This window comes from Agreia sp. Leaf283 (genome assembly GCF_001422485.1).
Taxonomy (GTDB): domain Bacteria; phylum Actinomycetota; class Actinomycetes; order Actinomycetales; family Microbacteriaceae; genus Agreia.
In genome coordinates, this window is sequence record NZ_LMNF01000002.1 from 951,958 (window position 1) to 973,362 (window position 21,405).

25 protein-coding genes and 1 riboswitch are annotated in these 21,405 nt (G+C 64.6%); of the genes, 13 read left to right on the forward strand and 12 right to left on the reverse strand.

Annotated features, from left to right (window positions below; translation table 11 throughout):
• Positions 1–83 precede the first annotated feature (83 nt).
• From rsmA to rsmI, 4 genes are read right to left on the reverse strand one after another with little or no spacing between them, the layout of a single operon-like run.
• A complete protein-coding gene (rsmA, locus tag ASF51_RS13285; protein ID WP_055930432.1) occupies positions 84–965 on the reverse strand; it encodes a 16S rRNA (adenine(1518)-N(6)/adenine(1519)-N(6))-dimethyltransferase RsmA in 882 nt (293 codons plus the stop codon).
• Positions 962–1,843, reverse strand: coding sequence for a TatD family hydrolase (locus ASF51_RS13290; protein WP_055930434.1), 882 nt, complete (start codon positions 1,841–1,843; stop codon positions 962–964). The genes rsmA and ASF51_RS13290 overlap by 4 nt, the downstream gene beginning before the upstream one ends.
• A gap of 2 nt (positions 1,844–1,845) precedes the next feature.
• On the reverse strand, positions 1,846–3,423 hold the full coding sequence (gene metG / locus ASF51_RS13295; RefSeq protein ID WP_055930437.1) for a methionine--tRNA ligase: 1,578 nt from the start codon (positions 3,421–3,423) through the stop codon (positions 1,846–1,848).
• 48 nt (positions 3,424–3,471) lie between these two features.
• Complete coding sequence (gene rsmI, locus ASF51_RS13300; RefSeq protein ID WP_055930440.1) at positions 3,472–4,332, reverse strand: 16S rRNA (cytidine(1402)-2'-O)-methyltransferase; 861 nt, start codon at positions 4,330–4,332, stop codon at positions 3,472–3,474.
• Between the two features lie 91 nt (positions 4,333–4,423).
• On the opposite strand from rsmI, the gene ASF51_RS13305 reads away from it, so the two are divergent.
• The 4 genes from ASF51_RS13305 to ASF51_RS13320 all read left to right on the forward strand — a co-directional run bounded on the left by ASF51_RS13305 (position 4,424) and on the right by ASF51_RS13320 (position 8,321).
• Entirely contained in the window at positions 4,424–6,076 is a 1,653-nt protein-coding gene (locus tag ASF51_RS13305; protein WP_235497237.1) for a dolichyl-phosphate-mannose--protein mannosyltransferase, read from the forward strand.
• Between the two features lie 29 nt (positions 6,077–6,105).
• Positions 6,106–7,086 (forward strand): YeiH family protein, encoded by a 981-nt coding sequence (locus ASF51_RS13310; protein WP_235497259.1) that lies wholly within the window; start codon positions 6,106–6,108, stop codon positions 7,084–7,086.
• An 84-nt stretch (positions 7,087–7,170) separates the two neighbouring features.
• Entirely contained in the window at positions 7,171–7,833 is a 663-nt protein-coding gene (locus tag ASF51_RS19160) for a hypothetical protein (RefSeq protein ID WP_157412141.1), read from the forward strand.
• A complete protein-coding gene (locus ASF51_RS13320) occupies positions 7,830–8,321 on the forward strand; it encodes an RNA polymerase sigma factor (RefSeq protein ID WP_055930448.1) in 492 nt (163 codons plus the stop codon). Before ASF51_RS19160 ends, ASF51_RS13320 begins: the two co-directional genes overlap by 4 nt.
• A gap of 6 nt (positions 8,322–8,327) precedes the next feature.
• Here ASF51_RS13320 and ASF51_RS13325 read toward each other — a convergent pair whose 3' ends face one another.
• Positions 8,328–8,642 (reverse strand): multidrug efflux SMR transporter, encoded by a 315-nt coding sequence (locus tag ASF51_RS13325; protein WP_055930451.1) that lies wholly within the window; start codon positions 8,640–8,642, stop codon positions 8,328–8,330.
• 19 nt (positions 8,643–8,661) lie between these two features.
• Positions 8,662–8,727: riboswitch (guanidine-III (ykkC-III) riboswitch) on the reverse strand.
• Positions 8,728–8,781: 54 nt separating this feature from the next.
• A complete protein-coding gene (locus ASF51_RS13330) occupies positions 8,782–9,618 on the reverse strand; it encodes a helix-turn-helix transcriptional regulator (RefSeq protein WP_055930454.1) in 837 nt (278 codons plus the stop codon).
• Between the two features lie 100 nt (positions 9,619–9,718).
• Between ASF51_RS13330 and ASF51_RS13335 the strand changes: the two genes are divergently transcribed.
• The 3 genes from ASF51_RS13335 to ASF51_RS13345 all read left to right on the forward strand — a co-directional run bounded on the left by ASF51_RS13335 (position 9,719) and on the right by ASF51_RS13345 (position 12,353).
• Positions 9,719–10,465 carry an SDR family oxidoreductase gene (locus tag ASF51_RS13335; protein ID WP_055930457.1) on the forward strand — a complete coding sequence of 249 codons (747 nt, stop codon included), beginning with the start codon at positions 9,719–9,721 and terminating at the stop codon, positions 10,463–10,465.
• 104 nt (positions 10,466–10,569) lie between these two features.
• Positions 10,570–11,532 carry an NAD-dependent epimerase/dehydratase family protein gene (locus ASF51_RS13340; protein ID WP_055930460.1) on the forward strand — a complete coding sequence of 321 codons (963 nt, stop codon included), beginning with the start codon at positions 10,570–10,572 and terminating at the stop codon, positions 11,530–11,532.
• A 242-nt stretch (positions 11,533–11,774) separates the two neighbouring features.
• Positions 11,775–12,353 (forward strand): hypothetical protein, encoded by a 579-nt coding sequence (locus tag ASF51_RS13345; protein WP_157412142.1) that lies wholly within the window; start codon positions 11,775–11,777, stop codon positions 12,351–12,353.
• Between the two features lie 143 nt (positions 12,354–12,496).
• Here ASF51_RS13345 and ASF51_RS13350 read toward each other — a convergent pair whose 3' ends face one another.
• On the reverse strand, positions 12,497–13,063 hold the full coding sequence (locus tag ASF51_RS13350; RefSeq protein WP_055930465.1) for a TetR/AcrR family transcriptional regulator: 567 nt from the start codon (positions 13,061–13,063) through the stop codon (positions 12,497–12,499).
• Positions 13,064–13,163: 100 nt separating this feature from the next.
• Here ASF51_RS13350 and ASF51_RS13355 point away from each other — a divergent pair, with 100 nt between their 5' ends.
• From ASF51_RS13355 to ASF51_RS19165, 5 genes are all read left to right on the forward strand, one after another.
• Positions 13,164–14,009 carry an SDR family oxidoreductase gene (locus ASF51_RS13355; protein ID WP_055930468.1) on the forward strand — a complete coding sequence of 282 codons (846 nt, stop codon included), beginning with the start codon at positions 13,164–13,166 and terminating at the stop codon, positions 14,007–14,009.
• Positions 14,010–14,071: 62 nt separating this feature from the next.
• On the forward strand, positions 14,072–14,476 hold the full coding sequence (locus ASF51_RS13360; RefSeq protein WP_055930471.1) for an ester cyclase: 405 nt from the start codon (positions 14,072–14,074) through the stop codon (positions 14,474–14,476).
• Between the two features lie 36 nt (positions 14,477–14,512).
• Entirely contained in the window at positions 14,513–14,947 is a 435-nt protein-coding gene (locus ASF51_RS13365; protein ID WP_055930474.1) for a nuclear transport factor 2 family protein, read from the forward strand.
• A 207-nt stretch (positions 14,948–15,154) separates the two neighbouring features.
• Complete coding sequence (locus ASF51_RS13370; protein WP_055930478.1) at positions 15,155–15,997, forward strand: alpha/beta fold hydrolase; 843 nt, start codon at positions 15,155–15,157, stop codon at positions 15,995–15,997.
• 215 nt (positions 15,998–16,212) lie between these two features.
• Positions 16,213–16,581 (forward strand): hypothetical protein, encoded by a 369-nt coding sequence (locus tag ASF51_RS19165; protein ID WP_157412143.1) that lies wholly within the window; start codon positions 16,213–16,215, stop codon positions 16,579–16,581.
• Positions 16,582–16,719: 138 nt separating this feature from the next.
• Here ASF51_RS19165 and ASF51_RS18795 read toward each other — a convergent pair whose 3' ends face one another.
• From ASF51_RS18795 to ASF51_RS13385, 4 genes are all read right to left on the reverse strand, one after another.
• The gene (locus ASF51_RS18795; protein ID WP_082479880.1) at positions 16,720–17,100 is read right to left on the reverse strand and encodes a nuclear transport factor 2 family protein; all 381 of its coding nucleotides are present in this window, start codon (positions 17,098–17,100) and stop codon (positions 16,720–16,722) included.
• A gap of 77 nt (positions 17,101–17,177) precedes the next feature.
• Complete coding sequence (locus ASF51_RS13375) at positions 17,178–17,528, reverse strand: hypothetical protein (protein ID WP_055930481.1); 351 nt, start codon at positions 17,526–17,528, stop codon at positions 17,178–17,180.
• Positions 17,525–17,923 carry a TetR/AcrR family transcriptional regulator gene (locus tag ASF51_RS19715; protein WP_055930485.1) on the reverse strand — a complete coding sequence of 133 codons (399 nt, stop codon included), beginning with the start codon at positions 17,921–17,923 and terminating at the stop codon, positions 17,525–17,527. The genes ASF51_RS13375 and ASF51_RS19715 overlap by 4 nt, the downstream gene beginning before the upstream one ends.
• Before the next feature lie 412 nt (positions 17,924–18,335).
• Positions 18,336–18,692, reverse strand: a complete 357-nt coding sequence (locus tag ASF51_RS13385) for a putative quinol monooxygenase (protein ID WP_055930488.1) — start codon at positions 18,690–18,692, stop codon at positions 18,336–18,338.
• Between the two features lie 171 nt (positions 18,693–18,863).
• Here ASF51_RS13385 and ASF51_RS13390 point away from each other — a divergent pair, with 171 nt between their 5' ends.
• Positions 18,864–19,793, forward strand: a complete 930-nt coding sequence (locus tag ASF51_RS13390) for an AraC family transcriptional regulator (protein ID WP_055930491.1) — start codon at positions 18,864–18,866, stop codon at positions 19,791–19,793.
• A gap of 5 nt (positions 19,794–19,798) precedes the next feature.
• Here the strand turns inward: ASF51_RS13390 and ASF51_RS13395 are convergent, their stop codons facing one another.
• A complete protein-coding gene (locus tag ASF51_RS13395) occupies positions 19,799–21,187 on the reverse strand; it encodes an MFS transporter (RefSeq protein WP_055930494.1) in 1,389 nt (462 codons plus the stop codon).
• Positions 21,188–21,405 lie beyond the last annotated feature (218 nt).

The window sequence follows — 21,405 nt, forward strand, 5'->3', positions numbered from 1 at the left end:
TTGCTGTCGGGAGGGGGTGCGATCCAACGCTAGCAAGGGTCGAGGGGGTCGATTCACCCCCTCGTCACAGACGGTAACGGGTGTCAGGCGTCGGCCGAGGCGCGACCGATGCGGTGGAAATCCTCCATCGTCAGTGCTTCTCCACGCATCGTGGGTTCCACTCCGGCCCGCTCGAGCACCGCCTGGGCCTGCTGCGTGTCTCCGAACACCGGGATGAGCGACTGGCGCAGCATCTTGCGGCGCTGCTGGAAGGCGGCATCGACGACCTCGAAGGTGCGCACGCGCACCTCCTCGGTGTCGGGCAGAGTCTCGTGCCGCTGGAACGACACCAGCACCGAGTCGACGTTGGGAACGGGCCAGAACACCTGCCTGCTCACATTGCCGCTCGTCTTCCAGTCGCCGTACCAGGCTGCCTTCACGCTCGGGCTGCCGTAGATCTTCGACCCGGGAACGGCGGCGAGCCGGTGCCCGACCTCGGCCTGCACCATCACCACGCCGGACTGGATCGACGGGAAGTGCTCGAGGAAGTGCAGCAGCACGGGAACCGAGACGTTGTACGGAAGGTTCGCGACCAGGCGAACCGGCGCATCCGGCAGGCTCTGGATGCTCATGGCATCGTCACGCACGACCGTCAGGCGGGCGTCGGGCTGCAGGGCGCGAACGGTGTCGGGAAGCTGCGCGGCGAGACGCTTGTCGATCTCGACGGCCACGACGCTGGCGCCGGTCTCGAGGATGCCGAGGGTCAGCGACCCGAGGCCCGGCCCGACCTCGACGACGGTCTCCCCCGGCTGCACTCCGGCGACGCGCACGATGCGCCGCACCGTGTTGCCGTCGATCACGAAGTTCTGCCCGAGCTTCTTGGTGGGCGTCAGGTCGAGCAGTTCGGCGAGGTCGCGGATCTCGGCGGGGCCGAGAAGCTTCGCTTCGACGGGCCCTTCGACAGGCTCAGGGAGCGGAGCGGTCATTCGGCGATCACCGGCTCGGAATCCCACGTGCCATAGACCAGCTCTGTGTTCGAGGTGATCTGGGCTGCGAGCATCGACACGTCGGTGCCGAGATGAGATGCCATGAAGCGCAGGGTGTGCGGCAGCAGGTAGGGGGCGTTCGGTCGTCCGCGCAGCGGTGTCGGGGTGAGGAACGGCGCATCCGTCTCGACGAGCAGCAGCTGGCGGGGAGCGACCTCGAGCGCGTCGCGCAGCTTCTCGGCGTTCTTGAACGTGACCGTTCCGGCGAACGACATGTACCAGCCGTTGTCTGCGCAGATGCGGGCCATCGCTCCGTCGCCGGAGTAGCAGTGGAAGACGGTGCGCTCGGGCGCGCCCACGCGCAGCAGCGTCTCGATCACGTCGTCGTGCGCGTCGCGATCGTGGATCTGCAGGGCGAGACCGTTCTGCTTCGCGATCTCGATGTGCGCCTCGAAGGAGCGGAACTGCGCAGCCCGCCCCTCTTCGCCCGTTCGGAAGAAGTCGAGCCCGGTCTCGCCGATGGCCCGAACCCGCGGGCGCGTCGCCAGCTCGGCGATCACGGCGAGCGCGTCGTCGAGCTCGCCCGCCGCGTCGTAGCGCGGCGCCTCGTTCGGGTGGATGGCGACGGCCGCCAGCATGCGCGGCTCGCGTGCAGCCTGCTCGGCCGACCAGATGCTCGACTCGACGTCGCCGCCGACCTGCACCACCCCGCGCACCCCGACGCTCGACGCACGGTCGAGCTGCTCGAGGTAGTCGAGCACCTCCCGCTCCCCGTTCCCTGAGCCTGTCGAAGGGGGCGGGTCCAGGTGCGTGTGATTGTCGTACACGCCCACCACGAGCGGCTCGGGCAGCGGAGGATAGCTGTGGTCGGTAGGCACGACTACGTGCCCGACCCGTCGGACTCGCTCGACTCGATGCGCGGGAACAGCGGCTGGAGAGCGGAGACCGTCGTGCCCCCTCCCCACTCGAACGCCGAGCGGATGGGCTGGTCGGAGACCTCGCCCGCACCGTTCAACGCGGTCCACAGCTTCGCCGAGGCCTCGGGAATCACGGGCGAGAGCAGCACGGCGAGCGTGCCGATTCCGCGCACCGCCGTGTTCAGCACGGTTCCGAGTCGTTCGCGGTTCGCCGGGTCCTTCGACAGCGCCCACGGTTCCTGCAGGGTGATGTAGCCGTTGAGCTCGTCGACAAGCTGCCAGATCGAGGCGATGGCCTCGTGGATGGCGAGTCGCGAGATGGCCTCGTCGGCGGCGGCCGTCACCCGCACCTCGGTGTCGCGGATCGCCTGATCCGGCGCATCCAGAACCCCGGCGTCGGGAATCACGCCGTCGAAGTAGCGGGTGACCATGGCGATCACGCGGGAGGCGAGGTTGCCGAAGCCGTTGGCGAGCTCGGCCTGGTAGCGCGCCGACAGGTCCTCCCAGCTGAACGAGCCGTCCTGGCCGAAGTTGATGGCGCGCAGGAAGTAGTAGCGGAAGGCGTCGGAGCCGAACGTGTCGGTGATCTGGTTCGGGGCGATGCCCGTGAGCTTCGACTTCGACATCTTCTCGCCGCCGACCAGCAGCCAGCCGTGGCCGAAGACCTGCTTCGGAACCTCGAGCCCGGCGGCCATCAGCATGGCGGGCCAGATCACGGCGTGGAAGCGGGCGATGTCTTTTCCGACGATGTGCGTTGCGGGCCAGCGGCGGGCGAACGCCTCGTCGTCGTGGCCGTATCCCGCGGCGGTGATGTAGTTGAGCAGGGCGTCGAACCACACGTAGACCACGTGCGATGGATCCCACGGCACCTTGATGCCCCAGTCGAACGTCTGGCGCGAGATCGAGAGGTCGGTGAGGCCGCGGCGCACGAACGACACGATCTCGTTGCGCACACTCTCGGGCTGGATGAAGTTCGGGTTCTCCTCGTAGAGGTCGAGCAGCCGCTGGCTGAACTCGCTCATCTTGAAGAAGTAGTTGCGCTCCTTCAGCAGCTCCACGGGCTTCGAGTGGATCGCGCAGACCTTCTGGCCCTCGTACTCGCCCGTGCCGTCGACGAGGTCGCTGTCGGCCTTGTACTCCTCGCAGCCCACGCAGTAGTAGCCCTCGTACTCGCCGGTGTAGATGTACCCGGCGTCGAAGAGGCGCTGCAGGAAGAGCTGCACGTTGACCTCGTGACGCTCATCGGTGGTGCGGATGAAGTCGTCGTTCGAGATGTCGATGGTCTTGAGCAGAGGCTGCCACGCAGTCTCGACGAGACGGTCGGCCCACTCCTTGGGCGTGACGCCGTTGGCGGTGGCCGTGCGCAGGATCTTCTGGCCGTGCTCGTCGGTTCCGGTGAGGAACCAGGTGTCGTCACCCGCCTGGCGGTGCCAGCGCGCGAGAACGTCGGCGGCCACCTCTGTATAGGCGTGCCCGATGTGGGGCACGTCATTCACATAGAAGATAGGCGTGGTGATATAAAACGAGGAGCCGTCGGACATGCTCCCCATCATAAAGGCGCGCTTCGCCCGCGCCTTCCGTGTTACGGGCTACAGAAGCGGCAGCTGCGCCTGCTCGTTCGCCGGTGTGCGCCCGGTGCGCTGCTCGAGCGCCGCCTCGTACAGGTCGCGCCGCGACAGCCCCGTCGCCTCGGCGATGGCTGCCGATGCATCCTTCAGCCTCGTGCCGTCGGCCACGAGCTCCAGCACCTGCGCCACTCCCGTGGGCAGGTCGACCTCGAGCGGCTGCGCCCCGGCCACCACGATCACGATCTCGCCCTTCACGCCGGCCTCGGCCCACTCGAGCAGCTCGGACGCCGTGCCCCGCTTCACCTGCTCGTACAGTTTCGTGAGCTCCCGCGCCACGGCGACGCGGCGATCGGCGCCGAGAGCACTCACGATGTCGGCCAGCGAGGCGGCGATGCGGTTGGGCGACTCGAAGAAGACCATCGTGCGGGCCTCCCTCGACAGGCCCTTCAGAACCTGCAGCCGCTCGCCCTGCTTGCGGGAAAGAAAGCCCTCGAAGGTGAAGCGGTCGGTGGGCAGGCCCGAGACCGCGAGCGCCATGAGCACCGCCGACGGGCCGGGGATCGCGGTGACCTCGACGCCCGCGGCGACGGCTGCGGCAACGAGGTGGAATCCGGGGTCCGACACGGTCGGCATGCCGGCGTCGCTCATCACGACGAGGTCGGCTGTGCGCGCGAACTCGACGAGCTCCGCCGCCTTCTCCCTCTCGTTGTGATCGTGCAGCGCCACCAGCCGGGGACGGTTCTCGAGGTTCAGCGCGCGCAGCAGCTTGATGGCGACGCGCGTGTCTTCGGCGGCGATGAGTTCGCAGGCCTCGAGCGTCTCGACGAGCCGCACCGACGCATCCTTCAGATTGCCGATGGGCGTGCCCGCGAGGATGATCATGGCCTCAGCGTACCGACTGGCGCATGCGGATCGGCCGGGCACGGGGCGTTCGCGATTGGCCCGTGTCACCGGCGGCACCTACGATTGGCGGGTGACCGATCCCCGACTCCCGAGCGACGTCGATGAGCGCCTCGTCTCAGCCGGGCTCGACGACATCGACCCCCGTGCCGTTGCGCCCGAGCCGACCGGTTCGCGACTCGACGACTGGTGGGGGCGCATGCTCTCGACTCCTCAGAGGCAGCGCCTCTGGGCCTGGGGCGGGCCGATCGCCGTCACCCTGCTGGCGGCCGTCCTGCGACTGGTGAACCTCGGGCATCCGCACTCGCTGGTGTTCGACGAGACGTTCTACGTCAAAGACGCCTACACGACCCTGCGCAACGGCTACGAGTCCACGTGGCCCGCCGATGCCGATGAGGCGTTCAACGCGGGAGACACCGACGGCTTCCTCCAACAGGGGTCGTTCGCCGTCCATCCGCCCCTCGGCAAATGGGTTATCGCTCTCGGGCTCGCCGTCTTCGGCGCCGACTCGAGCGTGGGCTGGCGAATCTCGGTCGCGGTCTGCGGAATCCTTCTGGTGCTGCTGACCACGCTCGTGGCCAAGAAGCTGTTCCGCTCCACCTTCCTCGCCACGGTCGCCGGATTCCTGATGGCCATCGACGGGCACGCCATCGTGATGAGCCGGGTGGCCCTCCTCGACGGCATCTTCGCGCTCATCGCCCTCGCCGGAGTGGGCGCGGTTCTTATGGACAGGGAATGGCACAACCGCCGCCTCGACATGAAGATCATGGCGTCGGAGAAGCGCGGCCGAGTACCCCAGTGGGGCCCTGCCCTGTGGTGGCGCCCGTGGGTGCTGGCCGCGGGCATCCTGTTCGGCCTGGCGTCGAGCGTCAAATGGTCTGGGCTGTACTTTCTCGCGGCCTTCGCCGTGTATCTCGTGGTCGTCGACGCCCTTGCACGGCGTCGCACGGGTCTTCCCCTGTGGGCGGCGGGTGCGATCCTCAAGCAGGGTCCGGTCACGTTCCTGCTCACGGTGCCGATCGCGATCGTCGTCTACCTGTCCACCTGGTCGGGCTGGTTCCTCACCTCGGGCGGAATGTACCGCCAGTGGGTGCAGTCATCTGGTGAGTACTGGACGGGCCCGCTCGCCTGGGTGCCCAACTGGGCGCAGAACTTCTGGCACCTCGAGGCGGCGGTCTACAACTACCACGTCAACGAGCACACGCCGCATCCCTACCAGGCGAACCCGCTCACGTGGCTGTTCCTCATCCGCCCCACCCAGATGTACATCCGCACGATCGAGAACGGCCAGGGCGGCTGCGGCGCCGACACCTGCTACGAGAACATCACGTCGATCGCCAACCCCATCATCTGGTGGGCCGGCACGGCGGCACTGCTCTACCTCGTCTACCGTCTCATCCGCAAGCGCGAGTGGGTCGTCGGCTTCGTCCTCATGGGCATGGCCGCGGGCTACCTGCCGTGGCTTCTGTACATCAACCGCACGATCTACCAGTTCTACACGATCGCTTTCGAGCCCTATCTGATCCTCGGGCTGGTCTTCGTGATCGGACTCGCGTTGGGCAAACGCACCGACCCGCGATGGATGCGTGTGGGCGGCGTGCGTGCGGTCATCGCGTTCCTCTTCATCTGCGCCGCGGTCAGTGCCTTCTTCTACCCGGTCTGGACTGCGCAGTCCGTTCCCGGATGGTTCCTCTCGCTGCACTACTGGCTGCCCTCGTGGCGCTAGGGCGAGCCACGCCCGCCTGGCTGCCCGGCATGGCTGTGGCCGGCGTCGCCGCGCTCGCCGCCTTTCTCATTCACCTCGCGGTTCCCGCCGTTCCGCTGCTGACGGCGGCGGTCGCGCTCGGCATGATCGTCGCTCAGATCCCCGCGCTGCGGTCGCTGCTCGACGGCCCGCTCAAGCCGGGCCTCTCCCTCTCGGCGCGGCGCCTGCTGCGCATCGGAATCGTGCTGCTGGGCCTCAAACTCAGCCTCGTCGACATCGCCGGGCTCGGCGTGGTCACCATCGTCGCGATCGTTCTGGTCGTCGTGCTCACCTTCGGCGTCACGCTGCTTCTCGGCCGCATGGTCGGCCTGCCCGGCCGTCAGCCGCTGCTCATCGCCGCGGGATTCTCGATCTGCGGCGCATCCGCCGTCGGTGCCATGAGCGCAGTGACCCGGGCGAAAGACTCGGAGAGCGCGACTCCGATCGCGCTGGTGACCCTCTGCGGAACACTCGCGATCGTGCTGCTCCCCCTCGCCCGCATCCCGCTCGGCTTCGACGCCTCGGAGTTCGGCACCTGGGTCGGACTCAGCGTGCACGACGTGGGCCAGGTCGTCGCGACGGCCCAGATCGCGGGCCCGGTCGCCCTGTCTGCCGCCGTCGTCGTGAAGCTCACCCGCGTTCTCACGCTCGCTCCGATGGTGGCGATCGTGGGGGCGGTCGAGCGGCGCCGCGCTGTTCATGCAGCAGACGAGCGACCGACCAAGCGCCCGCCGATCGTGCCCCTGTTCGTGCTCGGATTTCTGGCGGCCGTGCTCATGCGCACGCTCGTTCCGCTGCCCGAGGGGCTGCTCGAGATGGCCGATGTTTTGCAGACGGCCCTTCTCGCCACCGCCCTGTTCGCGCTCGGCACGGGCATCCGGTTCGCCGAGCTGGCGCGCACGGGCTGGAAGGCACTGATCGTCGGCCTCGGCTCCTGGGTCTTCATCGCGGCGCTGTCGGTCGTCGCCGTGTGGGTGACGACCGGCCTCTGAGGTCGACGGAGAGATGTGTCCTGACCGTGGACGTTTCGCGGCCGGGCGGGCATGTACCTGGTAACGGCATATCTAGGAGGCGTCATGGTCGATCTATTCGAATCGAAGCTGAACTCTGCGGGCAGAGTTCCTGTCGATGATCCCCGTGTCTCTGACGCTCTTCGCTCCGTCGTGGCAGACCGCGCGGCCGCGGCACGGGCGCCTCGACGCCGCAGAACGATTCCGGCTATTTCCATCGGGGTTGCGTTCGCGCTCCTGGGGGCAGGAGCTGCGGCAGCGTCGCAGTGGGGCCCGTGGACATACGTTCCCGAACCCGACCTGGTGATCTCGCGGGACTGGAGCGATGTTCACGGTAACTTCCTCGGCTCGTGCGAAACGCATTTCGCGGCGAGCACTCTGAGCGGCGAGAAGCGCGATGCAGCGCGCCAGTACCTCGACGGTCTGAACGTGGATTCTCTTGAACCAGACGTCGAAAGAGTTGCTGGCGGTCTCGTGGCAGTGGGTCGCGGGAATGACATCGGCGATCTCGTTCAAGGCGCGAAGCTCTCGGACTTCGATATTCACCACACGGGGGCGCTCTGGGAGGACTGGGGGAACGCGCGAATACTGCAGGACGGTCTGCAGACCACAATCTTCACGAGTCTGAGCGATGAAATGACGCGCGCATATCCAGATCTTGCGGACACACTTGCAGCAACCGCCGAGACTCAGTGCACCACTGACCCCGCTACACCCGTCGCCCCATGAGGCGCCCGCACGTCGAGACGGTTCTCGAAGACGTTGCACCCGCCCTCCTGGGCTACTTCCTTCGGCGCACATCCGACCCGGACGATGCCGCGGACCTCGTCGGCGAGACACTCGCGGAGGTGTGGCGGGTGTCGCGCCGGATGCCTGGAGAACGCGAAGCAGCACGAATGTGGGTGTTCGGCGTTGCTCGAAACACTCTCCGCCACCACATGCGCGGGCGTGTTCGCCGAGACGCCCTGGTGTCGACTCTCGGGTACGCCATCGCCCAGGCCACGGGAGAGGTCAGTGACGACGACCTCGACGTGCGGAACGCGATCGCCGCCTTGCCGGTCGATCTGGCGGAGCTCATCCGGCTCGTTCACTGGGACGGCTTCACGCTCGAACAGACCGCCGCGCACCTCGGTATTCCCGCGTCGACTGCGCGGAGTCGCCACGCGCGCGCCAAAGAACTGCTTCGTGTTGCTCTTGCCTCCGTCGTCGAGTCGTGAAACCAGTCAGTGCAGCACCTTGAGGCCCACGACGCAGGCCACGATCCCGATCACGAGGAGCAGCTTCACAAGCGAGACTCCTTCTCCCCCGAAGAACATCGCGTAGCCCACGGTGAGGGCGGCTCCGATGCCCACCCACACGGCGTACGCGGTGCCGACGGGGATGTCGCGCATCGCGAAGGCGAGTCCGACCATGCTCGCGGCGAGCGCGCCGACGAACACGACACTCGGCCAGAGCCGGGTGAAGCCCTCCGACCTGCCGAGGGCGGTCGCCCACACGGCCTCGAGGATTCCGGAGATGACGAGGATGATCCATGACATGACTGTTCCACTCCTTAGTGGTGGTCAGTCTTGTCGCGTTCCGGGTACTGCGCCCTCGTCCGGTGGCCGTTGTGCAGGGCCATGAGAAGAGACTTTCACGGCATCCTGCGAAACCTGTGTGCAGCGCCGGCGCCACGGCTCAGGCGAACGTCTGGTGACCCACGACCTGCAGCAGGGCGAGCTTCTCTGCCGCCTCGGTTCCTGGCGACGCCGTGAGCACGAGCAGCGTCTGCGACAGGTTCTCGGTGAAGAGCGCCTGGCAGTCGACGTCGATCTCGCCGATCTCCGGGTGCACGAGCGTCTTGTGATCGTCGAAGCGATTGCGCACCTCATGCAGTTCCCAGATCGCAGCGAACTCCTCGCTCGTCGCCAGCAGCTCGGAGACGATCGCCCGGCCCTTCTCGGACTCTCCCGATGCCGACACCGACGCGCGCAGGGCGGCGACCTGGATGCGGCTCTGGTGATCGTGGTCGCGCTCGGGATACCGGCTGCGCGCCCCGGGGTCGGTGAACCAGCGGTACACGGCGCTCGCGGCCAGGCCGGTGAATCGCGTCTCGTCTCCGAGCAGCGCGGTCGCCATCGCGTTCTGCGCGAGCGTCTCCCCCAGGTCGGAGAGCACCAGGGCGGGGGTGTCGTCGAGCCGGTCGAGAACGCGCATGAGGGCGGGCGCCACGTGGTGCGTCGCGAGCGCCCGACGCGGCGCGTTGTGACCGGTCAGCCGGAACAGGTGGTCGCGCTCATCGGGGGTCAGCCGCAGCCCGCGGGCGATCGCGGCCACCATCTGCTCCGACGGCTGCGGTCCGCGCTGCTGCTCGAGCCGCGAGTAGTAGTCGGTGGACATGCCCACGAGCAGGGCGACCTCCTCGCGCTTCAGACCGGGGGTTCGCCGCCGCGATCCGTCGAGCAGCCCGACGTCGCGCGGCTTCAGCGCCTCACGACGGCGCCGGAGGAAGTCTGCGAGAGCGGGTCTGTCCATGTGTCCATCGTGGCGGTGTGCGGCCGCGGCAACAAGGGACTGCGAATCCATGGACAAGCGCTCCCTTCTGCGCCGTGCGCGATGGGTGTTGAGTCGAGCCATGAACATCACCGGAAACACCATCTTCATCCCCGGCGCCACGTCGGGACTCGGACTCGGCCTGGCCCTGCGCTTTCAGGCCGCCGGCAATCACGTGATCGTGGGCGGGCGCCGCACGGAGCTGCTCGACCGCATCGTCGCCGAGCACCCGGGAATCGACGCCGTGCAGATCGACACCGCAGATCCCTCCTCCATCGAGCGCGCCACACAGCAGGTGATCGCCGAGCACCCCGAACTCGACACCGTGATCCTGATGGCCGGAATCATGGAGTTCGAAGACCTGCACTCCCCCGACTTCCTCGAGACCGCCGAGCGCACCATCGCCACGAACCTGCTCGGCCCGATCCGGCTCATCGCGGCGCTCGTGCCTCACCTGTCGAGCCGCCCGTCGGCCACGATCATGACCGTCTCGTCCGGCCTCGCCTTCGTGCCGCTGCCGGCCACGCCCACCTACAGCGCGACCAAGGCCGCCATCCATTCGTTCTCGCAGAGCCTGCGCGTGCAGCTGGCCGACACGAGCATCCAGGTTCTCGAGCTCGCGCCGCCGAAGGTGGCCACGACCTTGCTCGGCCAGCAGGACGACCCCGACGGCATGCCCGTCGAGGAGTTCCTCGACGAGACCATGTCGATCCTCGACGCGAATCCGGATGCCGAGGAGATTCTCGTAGACCGCGTGCGGTTCCTGAGATTCGCCGAGGCCGAGGGCCGCTTCGACGACGTGCTCGCCGTGCTCAGCGGTCACGTATGACGCACCCGACGGGCATCCACCGACCGGCGGTCGATGCAGTGATCCAAGTTGCGCTCCGAGCGAAGGGTCACCTCGAGCTCGAACAGGTCTGATTGGCTGGTCGTATGCGACGAGTGCTGGTGCTGGGCGGAACAGGATGGTTGGGCCGCGAGATCTCCCGAAGGGCAGTTGACCGTGGTTCAGAGGTCTTCTGTCTTGCTCGTGGGCAATCAGGAGACATTGCCGATGGGGCACACCACATCCGCGCGGATCGCACATCCACGGGTGCGTACGACGAGGTGAAGACCGAGTGGGACGACGTCGTCGAGCTGGCCTCTGAGCCATCTCTCGTGGAACCCGCATTGGACGCGCTCGCCGAGCACGCCGCCCACTGGACACTGGTGTCGTCGGTGTCCGTGTACATGAGAAACGACGAACCGGGCGCTGATGAATCCGCCCAGTTGGTGGAACCGCACGACCTCTCCCACTATGCGGATGCGAAGGTCGCTGCGGAGACGAGCAGTGCCCGAGCGCTCGGAGATCGTCTCTTGATCGCCCGCCCGGGGCTGATCGTCGGTCCGGGCGACCCGAGTGACAGGTTCGGATACTGGCTTGCACGTCTGTCGCGACCAGGGCCCGCACTCGTGCCGACCCCCGATCGTCGTTTCGTTCAAGGTATAGACATTGCCGACCTCGCGGCATGGATAGAACGAGCGGGCCGCGAGGGTGTCACCGGCGCGATCAACGCCGTCGGAGACGTTCACCGCATGCAGGACTTCTTTTCCGCGGCCGTTGAAGCGACAGGATACAAGGGAGAACTCGTCCCAGCGGAGGATGAATTCCTGCGCGCTCGCGGCGTCGACTACTGGGCCGGGCCACGCTCGCTGCCCCTGTGGCTCCCGGAGACCGATACCGCCTTCATGCAGCGATCCGGGTCTGCATTTCTCGCTGCAGGCGGCATCCTCACCGACCTCGAGCACACCTTTGCCCGGGTACTCGCAGACGAGACCTCGCGTGGTGTGCTTCGAGAGCGCCGGGCAGGTCTCACCCCTGCCGACGAACTCGCCATTCTCGAAGCCGCCCGCTGAGGGGTCGTCATACGGGCACGACTCCCACCCGCGCTCTGGATCGTCATCCCGTGCTCCGATGCCTGTCCCGAGATACGGCCCCGGATTCGCGATTCTCGTTGACGCTTACGGTTTCTGAGATCTGGCCCTTGAGAAGGAGTACTTTCAGGCGCATGAGGAATGCTTGCTGAGTAGTTGGCTACCTAATGGGGGAATCGATGCGCAGTACGGAATCGCAACCCGAGAATCCCTGGCCGCACGACATGCAGCTCTCCATCGATGAGCCGTACTCTCTCACCTATCTCCTGTTTGTGCGCCAGGCGTGGGAGCTGGGCATTGATGGTGTCCCAGAGTTGGATCCCGTGCCGTCGATAGGTGCGTCAGCCCGGCCAGACTCAGTCGGGTTGGATGCCGCGTACACGCGGTGGCGGGCTGAATGGGGTCGCGCCTGGACGCAGTACGAGCCGATTGACCGCACGACGCGAGGGCCGGACGACGAAACCTTGCGCTTGCTGGAACTGCCCGATGACCAACTCGCCGACGCCGTCTCGAGAATGCCCTCCCCGTTCTGGGACGAGGGGATCGACCGTCCTTCCTATGAGGAATGGAGGCGAAGCCTGCGCGACGATCACTCCCGGCCAATACAAGAGCACCCAGAGCGAGTCTGCCTCGATGCCCTTATTCCGGCTTGGCGAAGTGGATTGCTGACAGTGCTGCAGCTGCCCTACCGCGGCTACTTCGCCGAGCGCATCAACCCGACAACACTCGTCGTGTCACGGACAACCCGCCACAATCCGACGCTTTATCGAAAAGCGCTCGGAACGATCGGCCCTCGACAGTAAGAGTCTTCCAGAAAGTCTCCTATTCGTACCGCGACGCGCATTGTCGCGACTTAACAAAGCGACCGCTGAGGGATCCCTCAGCGGGCACTTTGGCCTGCACCGCCACCCTGCTGCCCGTATGACGACCGCAAGTCGGGCAGCTACTAAGTCCGAGCAGTAGCCTTCTCGATGACAGCGGACACCGCGAATATGAGTGTCTCGCGATGCTCTCTCAGACGCGTCTCTGGATCTTCGCCCATAGATCGAACTACGTCACTGGTCATCGTCCACGCCTGCGCCATCCCAAGGGCAAGCATGAATATATCCATCCCGGTCGACGCATCAACGCCCATCCGACTTGCAAGCGATTCCGCTTTCGAGATGTGCGAATAGGCCTGGAGCCCGGTCGTTTCAGGTCGCTCGAGTGCTTTCCACTGGTGAAGCCGGGCCAACTGGACATGTTGAGCCAAGTGGTCGAACAGCGCTCCTATGTACTCCGCGAAATTGTCCGGAGTGTAGGGAACCTGGTCACCGAGGATCCCGAGACGGTTTTCTAGGACCGCATCGAACAGTCCTTCCTTCGAATCGAAGTAGAGATAAATCGCTTGCTTGTTTGCGCCAGCCGTGGTCGCGATGCTCGCTACCCGGGCGCCGGCAAAGCCTCGCGCCGCGAACTCCGAGTAGGCCGCGTCTAAAAGTCGTGCACGTGTTGCTGATGAGTCATAAGCCATGGCGGCAAGTCTAAACAAAACGTTCGGTTGACTCCACAGCCACGCGGGGTTACATTAAATAAACCATCCAACTGGATTAGGTAAAACACTAGGAGGCAACATGAGCACGTGGCTCATAACCGGTGCTTCATCAGGGATTGGACGCGCGGTCGCAGCCAAGGTGCTGGCGAACGGTGATCGCGTCGCAGCCTTCGTCCGCGACCCGCGGGCACTTGACGAACTTGCCGCCGGCTATCCCAATCACCTCTGGACGGCTCAGGTGGATGTCACTGATACGAACGAGCTGCGCCTGGCCACCGAGCGGGCGTTTGCGGAGCTGGGACATATTGACGTCTTGTTCTCGAACGCTGGATCGGGAGCGTTCGGCGCCGCTGAGGAATTAGACGATGCCGTGATCGAACAGCAGATCGCGCTCAATATGGTGGCTCCGATTCAGCTGATCCGCGCAGCACTCCCGCATCTGCGTGCTCAGGGTGGCGGACGAATCATCCAGATGTCCACCATGGGTGGGCAGCTCGCGACCACCGGCGGCAGTATGTACCACGCATCCAAGTGGGGCATCGAGGGGTTCACGGAATCTCTCATGGGAGAGGTCGCCGCCTTCGGCATTGCCGTGACCTTGATCGAACCCGGGAACGTCCGGACACCTTTCGGAGCAGCACTCAGCGTCGCAGCCCCACTAAGCGCATACGCCGAAACTCCGGTCGGGCAGGTACGCCAGTACATCGAGGCGGCGGGCGGCAACCTCACCGCCAATGCCCCCGGGGACCCAGATCTGATCGCTGACGCGATCATTTCCGTCGCAACTCAGACTCCCGCCCCTCGTCGCCTAGTCCTGGGAAGCGACGCGTTCAATGGGATCCGTGCAGCACTCGTGTCCCGCCTCACCGAACTCGACCAGGCGGCCGCCGTTTCGGCGAGCACAGACTTCCCCGCCGGCGCCTGAATCCACCTCGTCACCACTTCACACAACAAACCGCACTTCCCTACAACACAAGGAGAAACACCATGACCACCACAACGGCTGCAACGATCGCCCGCAATTTCTGGGAGAGCTGGGGGCGCGGGGACCTTGAGCTCACCTGGGCCGAATACGTCCACCCCGACATCATCGTCCACCCCTCCTCCGGCTACGAGTTCACCCGCGCGACCTGGCTCCAGGCCGAGCAAGCGCTTCATGCCGCGTTCACGGACATCAAGGTCAGGGTTCTCGCGCAGATCGAAGACGGAGACATGGTCGCCACTCGCTTTGCGGTCACCGCCCGCCAGACCGGGGAGTTCTTCGGTGTCCCGTCCAGCGGGAAGTCCGCCACCCTTACCGGCACCCTCTTCGACCGCGTCCAGGACGGAAAGCTCGCAGAACACTGGGCCGAAATCGGCGTCGCGCAGTTCCTCCAGCAGCTCTCCGCTTAACCCCCAGTCGACGACAGAAAAGCGCAGGAACAGATAATGACCACATTGCAGACCGACGAACTTGTTGACGAGTCCGATTACACGGCGTTGACCCGTCTCGCACTGGAAGTCGCCTGGAGGGTGGACAGCGGAGAGGCCTCAAGTCTGACCGACCTCTTCACTGAAGACGGATCGATCGCGACCCTCGGAGAGCCCAGCGTCGGACACGATGCGATCCGTGCATGGGGACAGATGATGGACACCAACAGCCCAATTCCCGGGGTCCGCCACGTCCTCACAAACTTCCGATTCGTCGCAGACGGCACCGACCGGGCGGTAGGCACGATGTACATAACCGCGTATCTCGCCACTCCGGAGAAGGAAGACACGACCCCCTTCGCTATGGGCCGCGGAACCGACAACTACCGCCGCACAGCCAGCGGGTGGAAAGTCACGTCCCGCATCTTCGAACCGTACTTCCTGCACAAATAACAGCAGGCGATATGCCATGCCGCAAAGCAACGGCATCAACACGCTGACCCCACTTGGGCAATCGCCCACACAATCGCGATGTCCAACTGCGTGTGTCTCGTTCGAGCTCACGAACGGCCGCGACGGGCGAAAACCCCAAGCCCCAACAACGTCACTCCAAAACGGAGTGCGGGCCGAAACCGGCCAAATACAACAACAGGAGGAATCATGTCAGTCATCACCGTCGGCACGGAAAACAGCACCTCGATCGACCTGTACTACGAAGACCACGGAAGCGGCCAGCCGGTCGTCCTCATCCACGGCTACCCCCTCAGCGGCGCATCGTGGGCACCGCAAACGCGCGCCCTCCTCGATGCCGGCTACCGGGTGATCACCTACGACCGCCGCGGATTCGGCAAATCCAGCCAGCCCAGCGACGGCTACAACTACGACACCTTCGCCTCCGACCTCAACATCGTCCTCAACACGCTCGACCTGATCGACGTGCTCCTCGTCGGCTTCTCGATGGGAACCGGTGAGGTCGGACGCTACACGGCAACATACGGCACCGATCGCCTCGCCAAGATCGCCTTCCTGGCACCGATCGAGCCGTTCCTGCTGAAAACCGATGACAACCCCACGGGCCTCCCCCAGGAGGTCTTCGACGGGATCGTCGCCGGCGCCAAGGAAGACCCGTACGCCTTCTACACGTCGTTCTACAAGGACTTCTACAACCTCGACGAGAACCTCGGCACACGAGTCAGCCCCGAAGTGGTGCAGGCCAGCTGGAACGTGGCCACAGGGGGTTCGCTCATCGCCGCATACGCGGTGGTGCCGGCCTGGCACGAGGACTTCCGCGGCGACATCGAGAAGATCCGCGCGACTGGCATCCGCAGCCTCATCATGCAGGGCACCCTGGACCGCAACCTCCCGATCGACGCCACGGGGCGCCCCTTCCACAAGGCGTTCCCCGAGAGCGAGTACGTGGAAATCGAAGGCGGCCCACACGGCTTCGGCTGGACCCACGCCGACGAGGTCAACGAGAACCTCCTGCGCTTCCTGAAGGGCTAGCTAACAGTGCGGTGTCCCGCCGTAGTGGCAACGGCGGGACACAGTGCAAGTCAAGGTCTTCAAACAAAGTCGCCGTGGGAGTGCCCGCTGATGGGTCCTTGAACGGGCACTTTGTTCCATACGGTCCCGCTGGTGCCCGTTAGACCACCGGCATACGGGCACCTCACGGCGCGCCCTGAGCGAAAGTGAGAAATTATTCACGACATGATGACGGTATGAAAAAGACCCCGATCGAGCGATCGTTTAGTTTTGATAGCTCCCTGCCGGCTGTGGACGCCGCCAGGAGAATAAAGAGTTACTTTGCGCAGATTGCGAAATCAGTTCCAGATGATGCTGGTTTGACCGGCGAGGTGCGTATCGGGTCTCGATTTGCCTATCGGGTGTGGGGCGCGACTGCGATCGGTGTTCGTCGTGTGCCCGCTGAAGTCACTTGGGCGATCGAGCCGGCTTCGGATGGAAGCGTGCTTTCGATCCGCATGGAAAGCGACGAGGGAAAATACGCCTTCAGGACTAGCTATCACGTTCTGGCGTACGAGCAGCGATTTGACGAACTCTCAGAAAAGATACGCGAGCAACTGGCGTAGTCGTGCCGCTTCTTTGGTACCCACGGGCTTTCGCGGCGAACTGTGAGAGTTGGCACCGGTTTCGGGTCGTCCGATATGCACGTAAGCCGATCCCCTAACGGGCAACGGCATATCAACGGATGGGTGGACGTCAGGGCGCTATTCAATCCCCACAACGGAACCTGCAACAACTTTCCATTGCCCATCGACGATTTGCCATTCGCGGTGCCAGAGCAAGCGCATCTGAATCGGTGCACCATCTATACGTAGCACTGCGATTGCTTCCGTGTCAGTAGTGCCGCGTCCACCCGCCGTGACAGAGCGCCGTTCCGTTTCATCGATCCGTTCAAAGTTGGTCGTTCCCGTGCGATGTGATTCCAGGTCGGCCTCTTTGGTAATGGCGTGCCCTTGAGGCCCAACAAAAATCAGGTCATCAGAGATCAACTTGTCCAACGCGACAAGGTCGCTCGAACGCATGGCAGCCAACAGCTCGTCTTCGGCAGCATCTAGAGTCTGGCCAGCATCATCGAGAGAAGTCATTTCACGACCGTACCGTTGAAGGCAAGGCGCCCGTTAGCCGATCCCCCAACGGGCGCTTGATGGGCCGTTTCGGCGGTTCAGGCTGCTGCTGCAGCGTTGACTGCGTCAACTATGTCCCGAGGGCTGTCGACGGTGAGCACCAACCGCGTGAAGTGCTCGTCGGTGAGCTCGATGACGACCGTTTCGCCCGAGGTGCTGACGTTCCAGAAGGCTCTGTCGCCGTCTCGGTGAAACGTGCCGGCCCACTTGCCGGGGACGGCGAGCCCCGGTGCTCGGAGGCCCTTGGGCTCATTGTTCGCGCCAGGATCGAAAGTCGCGCCTCGAACGTGCGTGAGAGGAATCACGAGCTTCCGAGTCAAGGACCAAAGCTTGTCTAGGCCTCGGGGCTCTACTTCGAGGACTGAGTCAGAGATGGTGACGGTGTTCATGGCTTGTCCTTTGCTGGGGTGTGGTTGGGTATCTTCAGGTCGGCGCGGTTCAGTAGCCGTGCACCCAATGACGTCGCAGTGTGCCGCGGTTGGGCGTACGACAAGATTCTCGAGACAATCGCACTTATCTCCGCGTCGCGGGGAGCAAGTTCCATGAGGGCGACGAGCAGCAAGTCGGTGGAGTCGTCGTCGTCACTCTCGCTGTCCGCGATCTGACCCAGCGCCTGAACGAAGAGTCCTCGTTTGCTACCAAACGCTTTGTAAAGACTGCCCCTGTGAAGTCCGGAGGCCTCTACCAGGTCATCTACTGAAGTGCCTTCATATCCGTTCGACCGGAACGCGGACGCGCATTTGGCGATCACATCTGCCTCATCGAATGTCCGATTCCTACCCATAGCCCGACTGTACCGATTAGTGAACGATCAGTCAAGAATGATCGTTCAACTATGTTGCTGTCGAATGGATTTAAGGAGCATGACCGCCCGTAAGACGGTCGACCAACGGGCACTGTCGGCGTAGTCAATGATCTTCCGCCGCGCCATTGCTGGGATGCCCGTTTACCCCGCCCGACTTAATTGCCCGCACGGGTGCCTTATCTGCAGCACGAATTAGCGTCTGGACTCCTGCCACCCAGATCGCTCGCGATCTGGGCATGTCTCGGGCCACCTTCTAACAGCGGTCGCGAACCATCCGCAAAAACGCCGTTTTTTCGAATACAGACGATAGGAAGCGCTCACAGAACACCGCCAAGGACTGATGAAACCACCGCCAACTACTGCTCCAGCCCACAGAGCAGGAGACTGCAGGTCAGCTGCTGAGGGGCCAGAGCCATTCGGCTTCGAGATCGCCGTCGACGAGGTCGGCGATCTTGCCGAAGTAGTCCTGCATGTGGGGCTGCTGCACGTGGCGGGCGATGTCGGCTCCCGACGACCACCGTTCGTAGAATGCGAACGCCCCCGGCTGCTCCTTCGAGGTGTGCACCGAGTACTGCTCGTAGCCTTCTTCGGTTCGAACGATGGGGATGATCTGCCGGATCGCTGCTTCCAGCTCCGCCGCCTTGCCGGCCTTGGCTCGCGCGTAGCCATAGACGGCCACGGGTGTGGTCGAGGCCAGGACATCGGCGGGCATCAGGCCGTCGGGGACGGTGTCTTCGGTCTTGCTCATGGTGACTTCTTCTTTCGTATCTGCTCAGTCCGGGGCGTGCGCTCCGGACGATGTCAACGATAGGTTCGGCAACTGGCCTGCTCAATGCTTCAAACCGTCAAATAAATACCCGATAAGACCAACGGTGCCCCGACTCTGGTCATTCAGGTCAGGTGGCCGTAATTTTGAAAGATGGATGTTCTCTCAGAGGTGCTCGACGTCTCCGGTGTGCGAGGCAGTTCCGGCGCGAGGATCGCTGCGGCCGGCGACTGGGGCGTCGAATGGGTCCGTGATCGGGACGCGATCGTCTACGCGGTCACCGCCGGAATGGCCTACCTGAGCATCGAGGGCGACGCCCCTCGGCTCCTGATGACCGGAGACGTGGTGATCCTCGCCACAGGCGCTGCCCATGCGCTCTCGAGCGCGCCGGATTCAGACATCCACTCGTGCGACGTGGCGGCCGCCGACGAGGCACGACGTCACGGCGACGTCCTACACCTCGGTGATGGCGACGTGCACACCCAGATTCTCGGCGCCTCGTACTCCCACGATCCGGCAGGGTCCACCCCCGTTTTCGCCCTTCTCCCTTCAGTGATCCATTTCCGTGCGCACCAGCTCGGGGAGAATCTGACCGACATCGTTCGAATCCTGGGAAGAGAACTCGCTCGTCCCGGCGTGGCGACCCATCTGGTCCTCGATCGGCTCGTCGATATTCTCCTCGTTGAGATCCTGCGCACGTGGCTGGCGACAGCCCCGCAGGCCGACGTCTCCTGGTGGGGCGTGCTCCGTGATCCGCTCCTTATGCAGGCCGTCACCCGCATCCACGAAGCCCCCGAGCACCCGTGGACGACGGAGGCGCTCGCTCGGGAGGTCGCCACATCGAAGCAGACACTCGTGCGCCGCTTCTCGACCTTCGCCGGGACCACTCCCGGCGAATACCTCACCCGCTGGCGCATGAATCTCGCAGCCCACCGGCTCCGCGATACCAACGACACCCTCGAGGACATTGCGGCCGACGTCGGGTACACCTCCGTCTACGCCTTCAGTCGGGCCTTCCGTCGCGAACGCTCCCTGCCGCCCGGGCAGTACCGCACGGCCTCGCGCGCAAGCGAGAGGGTGTGACGGGCCTAGTCGTTCTTGACGGCCGACAGCGGATTCGTGATGGTCTCGAGCGACTTGCGCTCGGCATCCACCCCGAAGATCAGCGCGATCAGGCCACCCACGAACATGATCGCGGCCCCCAGGAAGTATCCGAAGGTCAGAGGGCCGCGATCGGTCCCGTCTCCGATCAGAATGCCGTAGAGCAGCGGGGCGACCGAGCCGGCGATCTGGCCGAGTGCGAAGAAGTACGAGATGGCCTGGCTGCGGATCTCGAGCGGGAAGGTCTCGCTCACGGTGAGATAGGCACTGGATGCTCCGGCCGAGGCGAAGAAGAACGACACGCACCAGAAGATGGTCTGGGTCGTCGCGTCCAGCACGTCCATGCTGAAGAGCACGGCCGAGGCGGCCAGCACCACGGCCGAGACGCCGTAGGTGAGGAAGATCATCTTGCGCCTGCCCCACACGTCGAAGAGGTGCCCGAGCAGCAGGGGGCCGAGCAGGTTTCCGATCGCGAACGGGAAGAAGAAGTACTGCGTCGATGACGGAGACGTGCCGTAGAAGTTCTGCAGCACCAGCGCGTAGGTGAAGAATATGGCGTTGTAGAGGAACGACTGGGTCACCATCATCGTGGCGCCCACGAGGGTGCGCTTGGGATAGAGCTTGAACAGCACATGCACAATGGTCTTGAACGGCACCCTCTCGGTCTGTGTGACCGTGATCGCCTTGCTCTCGTCGACGGGTTCGATGTCTCCGCCCTGGTCGTGCACGCGCTTCTCGATGTCGTCGACCGTCGACTCGGCCTCCTCCCCGCGCCCATGGGTCATCAGCCAGCGCGGGCTCTCAGGGATGTGCCGGCGCAGGTAGATGATCGCGAGTCCGAGCACCGGGCCGATGAAGAAGCCGATGCGCCAGCCGACGTTCTCGTCGAAGATATCGGGGTTCAGCAGGAACAGGTTCGCGGCCGAACCCAGCGCCGCCCCGCCCCAGTAGGTGCCGTTGATGGCGATGTCGACGCGGCCTCGGTACTTCGACGGGATGAGCTCGTCGATGGCCGAGTTGATGGCGGCGTACTCGCCGCCGATGCCCATGCCCGCGAAGAACCGGAAGACGAGCAGGAACCACATGTTCGGGCTCAGGCCCGCGATGCCACTGGCGATCAGATAGATCGCCAGGGTCAGGATGAACAGCTTCTTGCGCCCGAGCTTGTCGGAGAGCCGTCCGAAGATGAGCGCGCCGGCGATCTGCCCGAACAGATAGACCGTCCCGAGCAGTCCCACCTCGGCGGCGGTCATGTCGAGCGACTTCTGGAACCCCGCCGAGGCCACGATCTGGATCTCGAGCCCATCGAGCACCCACGAGAAGCCCAGCCCGACGACGATCGACCAATGGAATCTGGTCCACGGCAGACGGTCCATGCGGGCGGGCACGAGGCTCCGGACTCCGCCATCCTTGTCGCGGGCTGGTGTAGACGTGGACACCGGAACTCCTTCTCGTCGGTTGCAGAACGTCAACAGGTTAGTAACCCCCAGAAAGTGCTCCGCAGCCGGTGCGGATCGGGCCCCGGGAGGTCTAAACTCCGCGCGGCGATTCGTGCCATCCACGCCTCGAAGCGCTCGCTTTTCCCGCGAGCCGA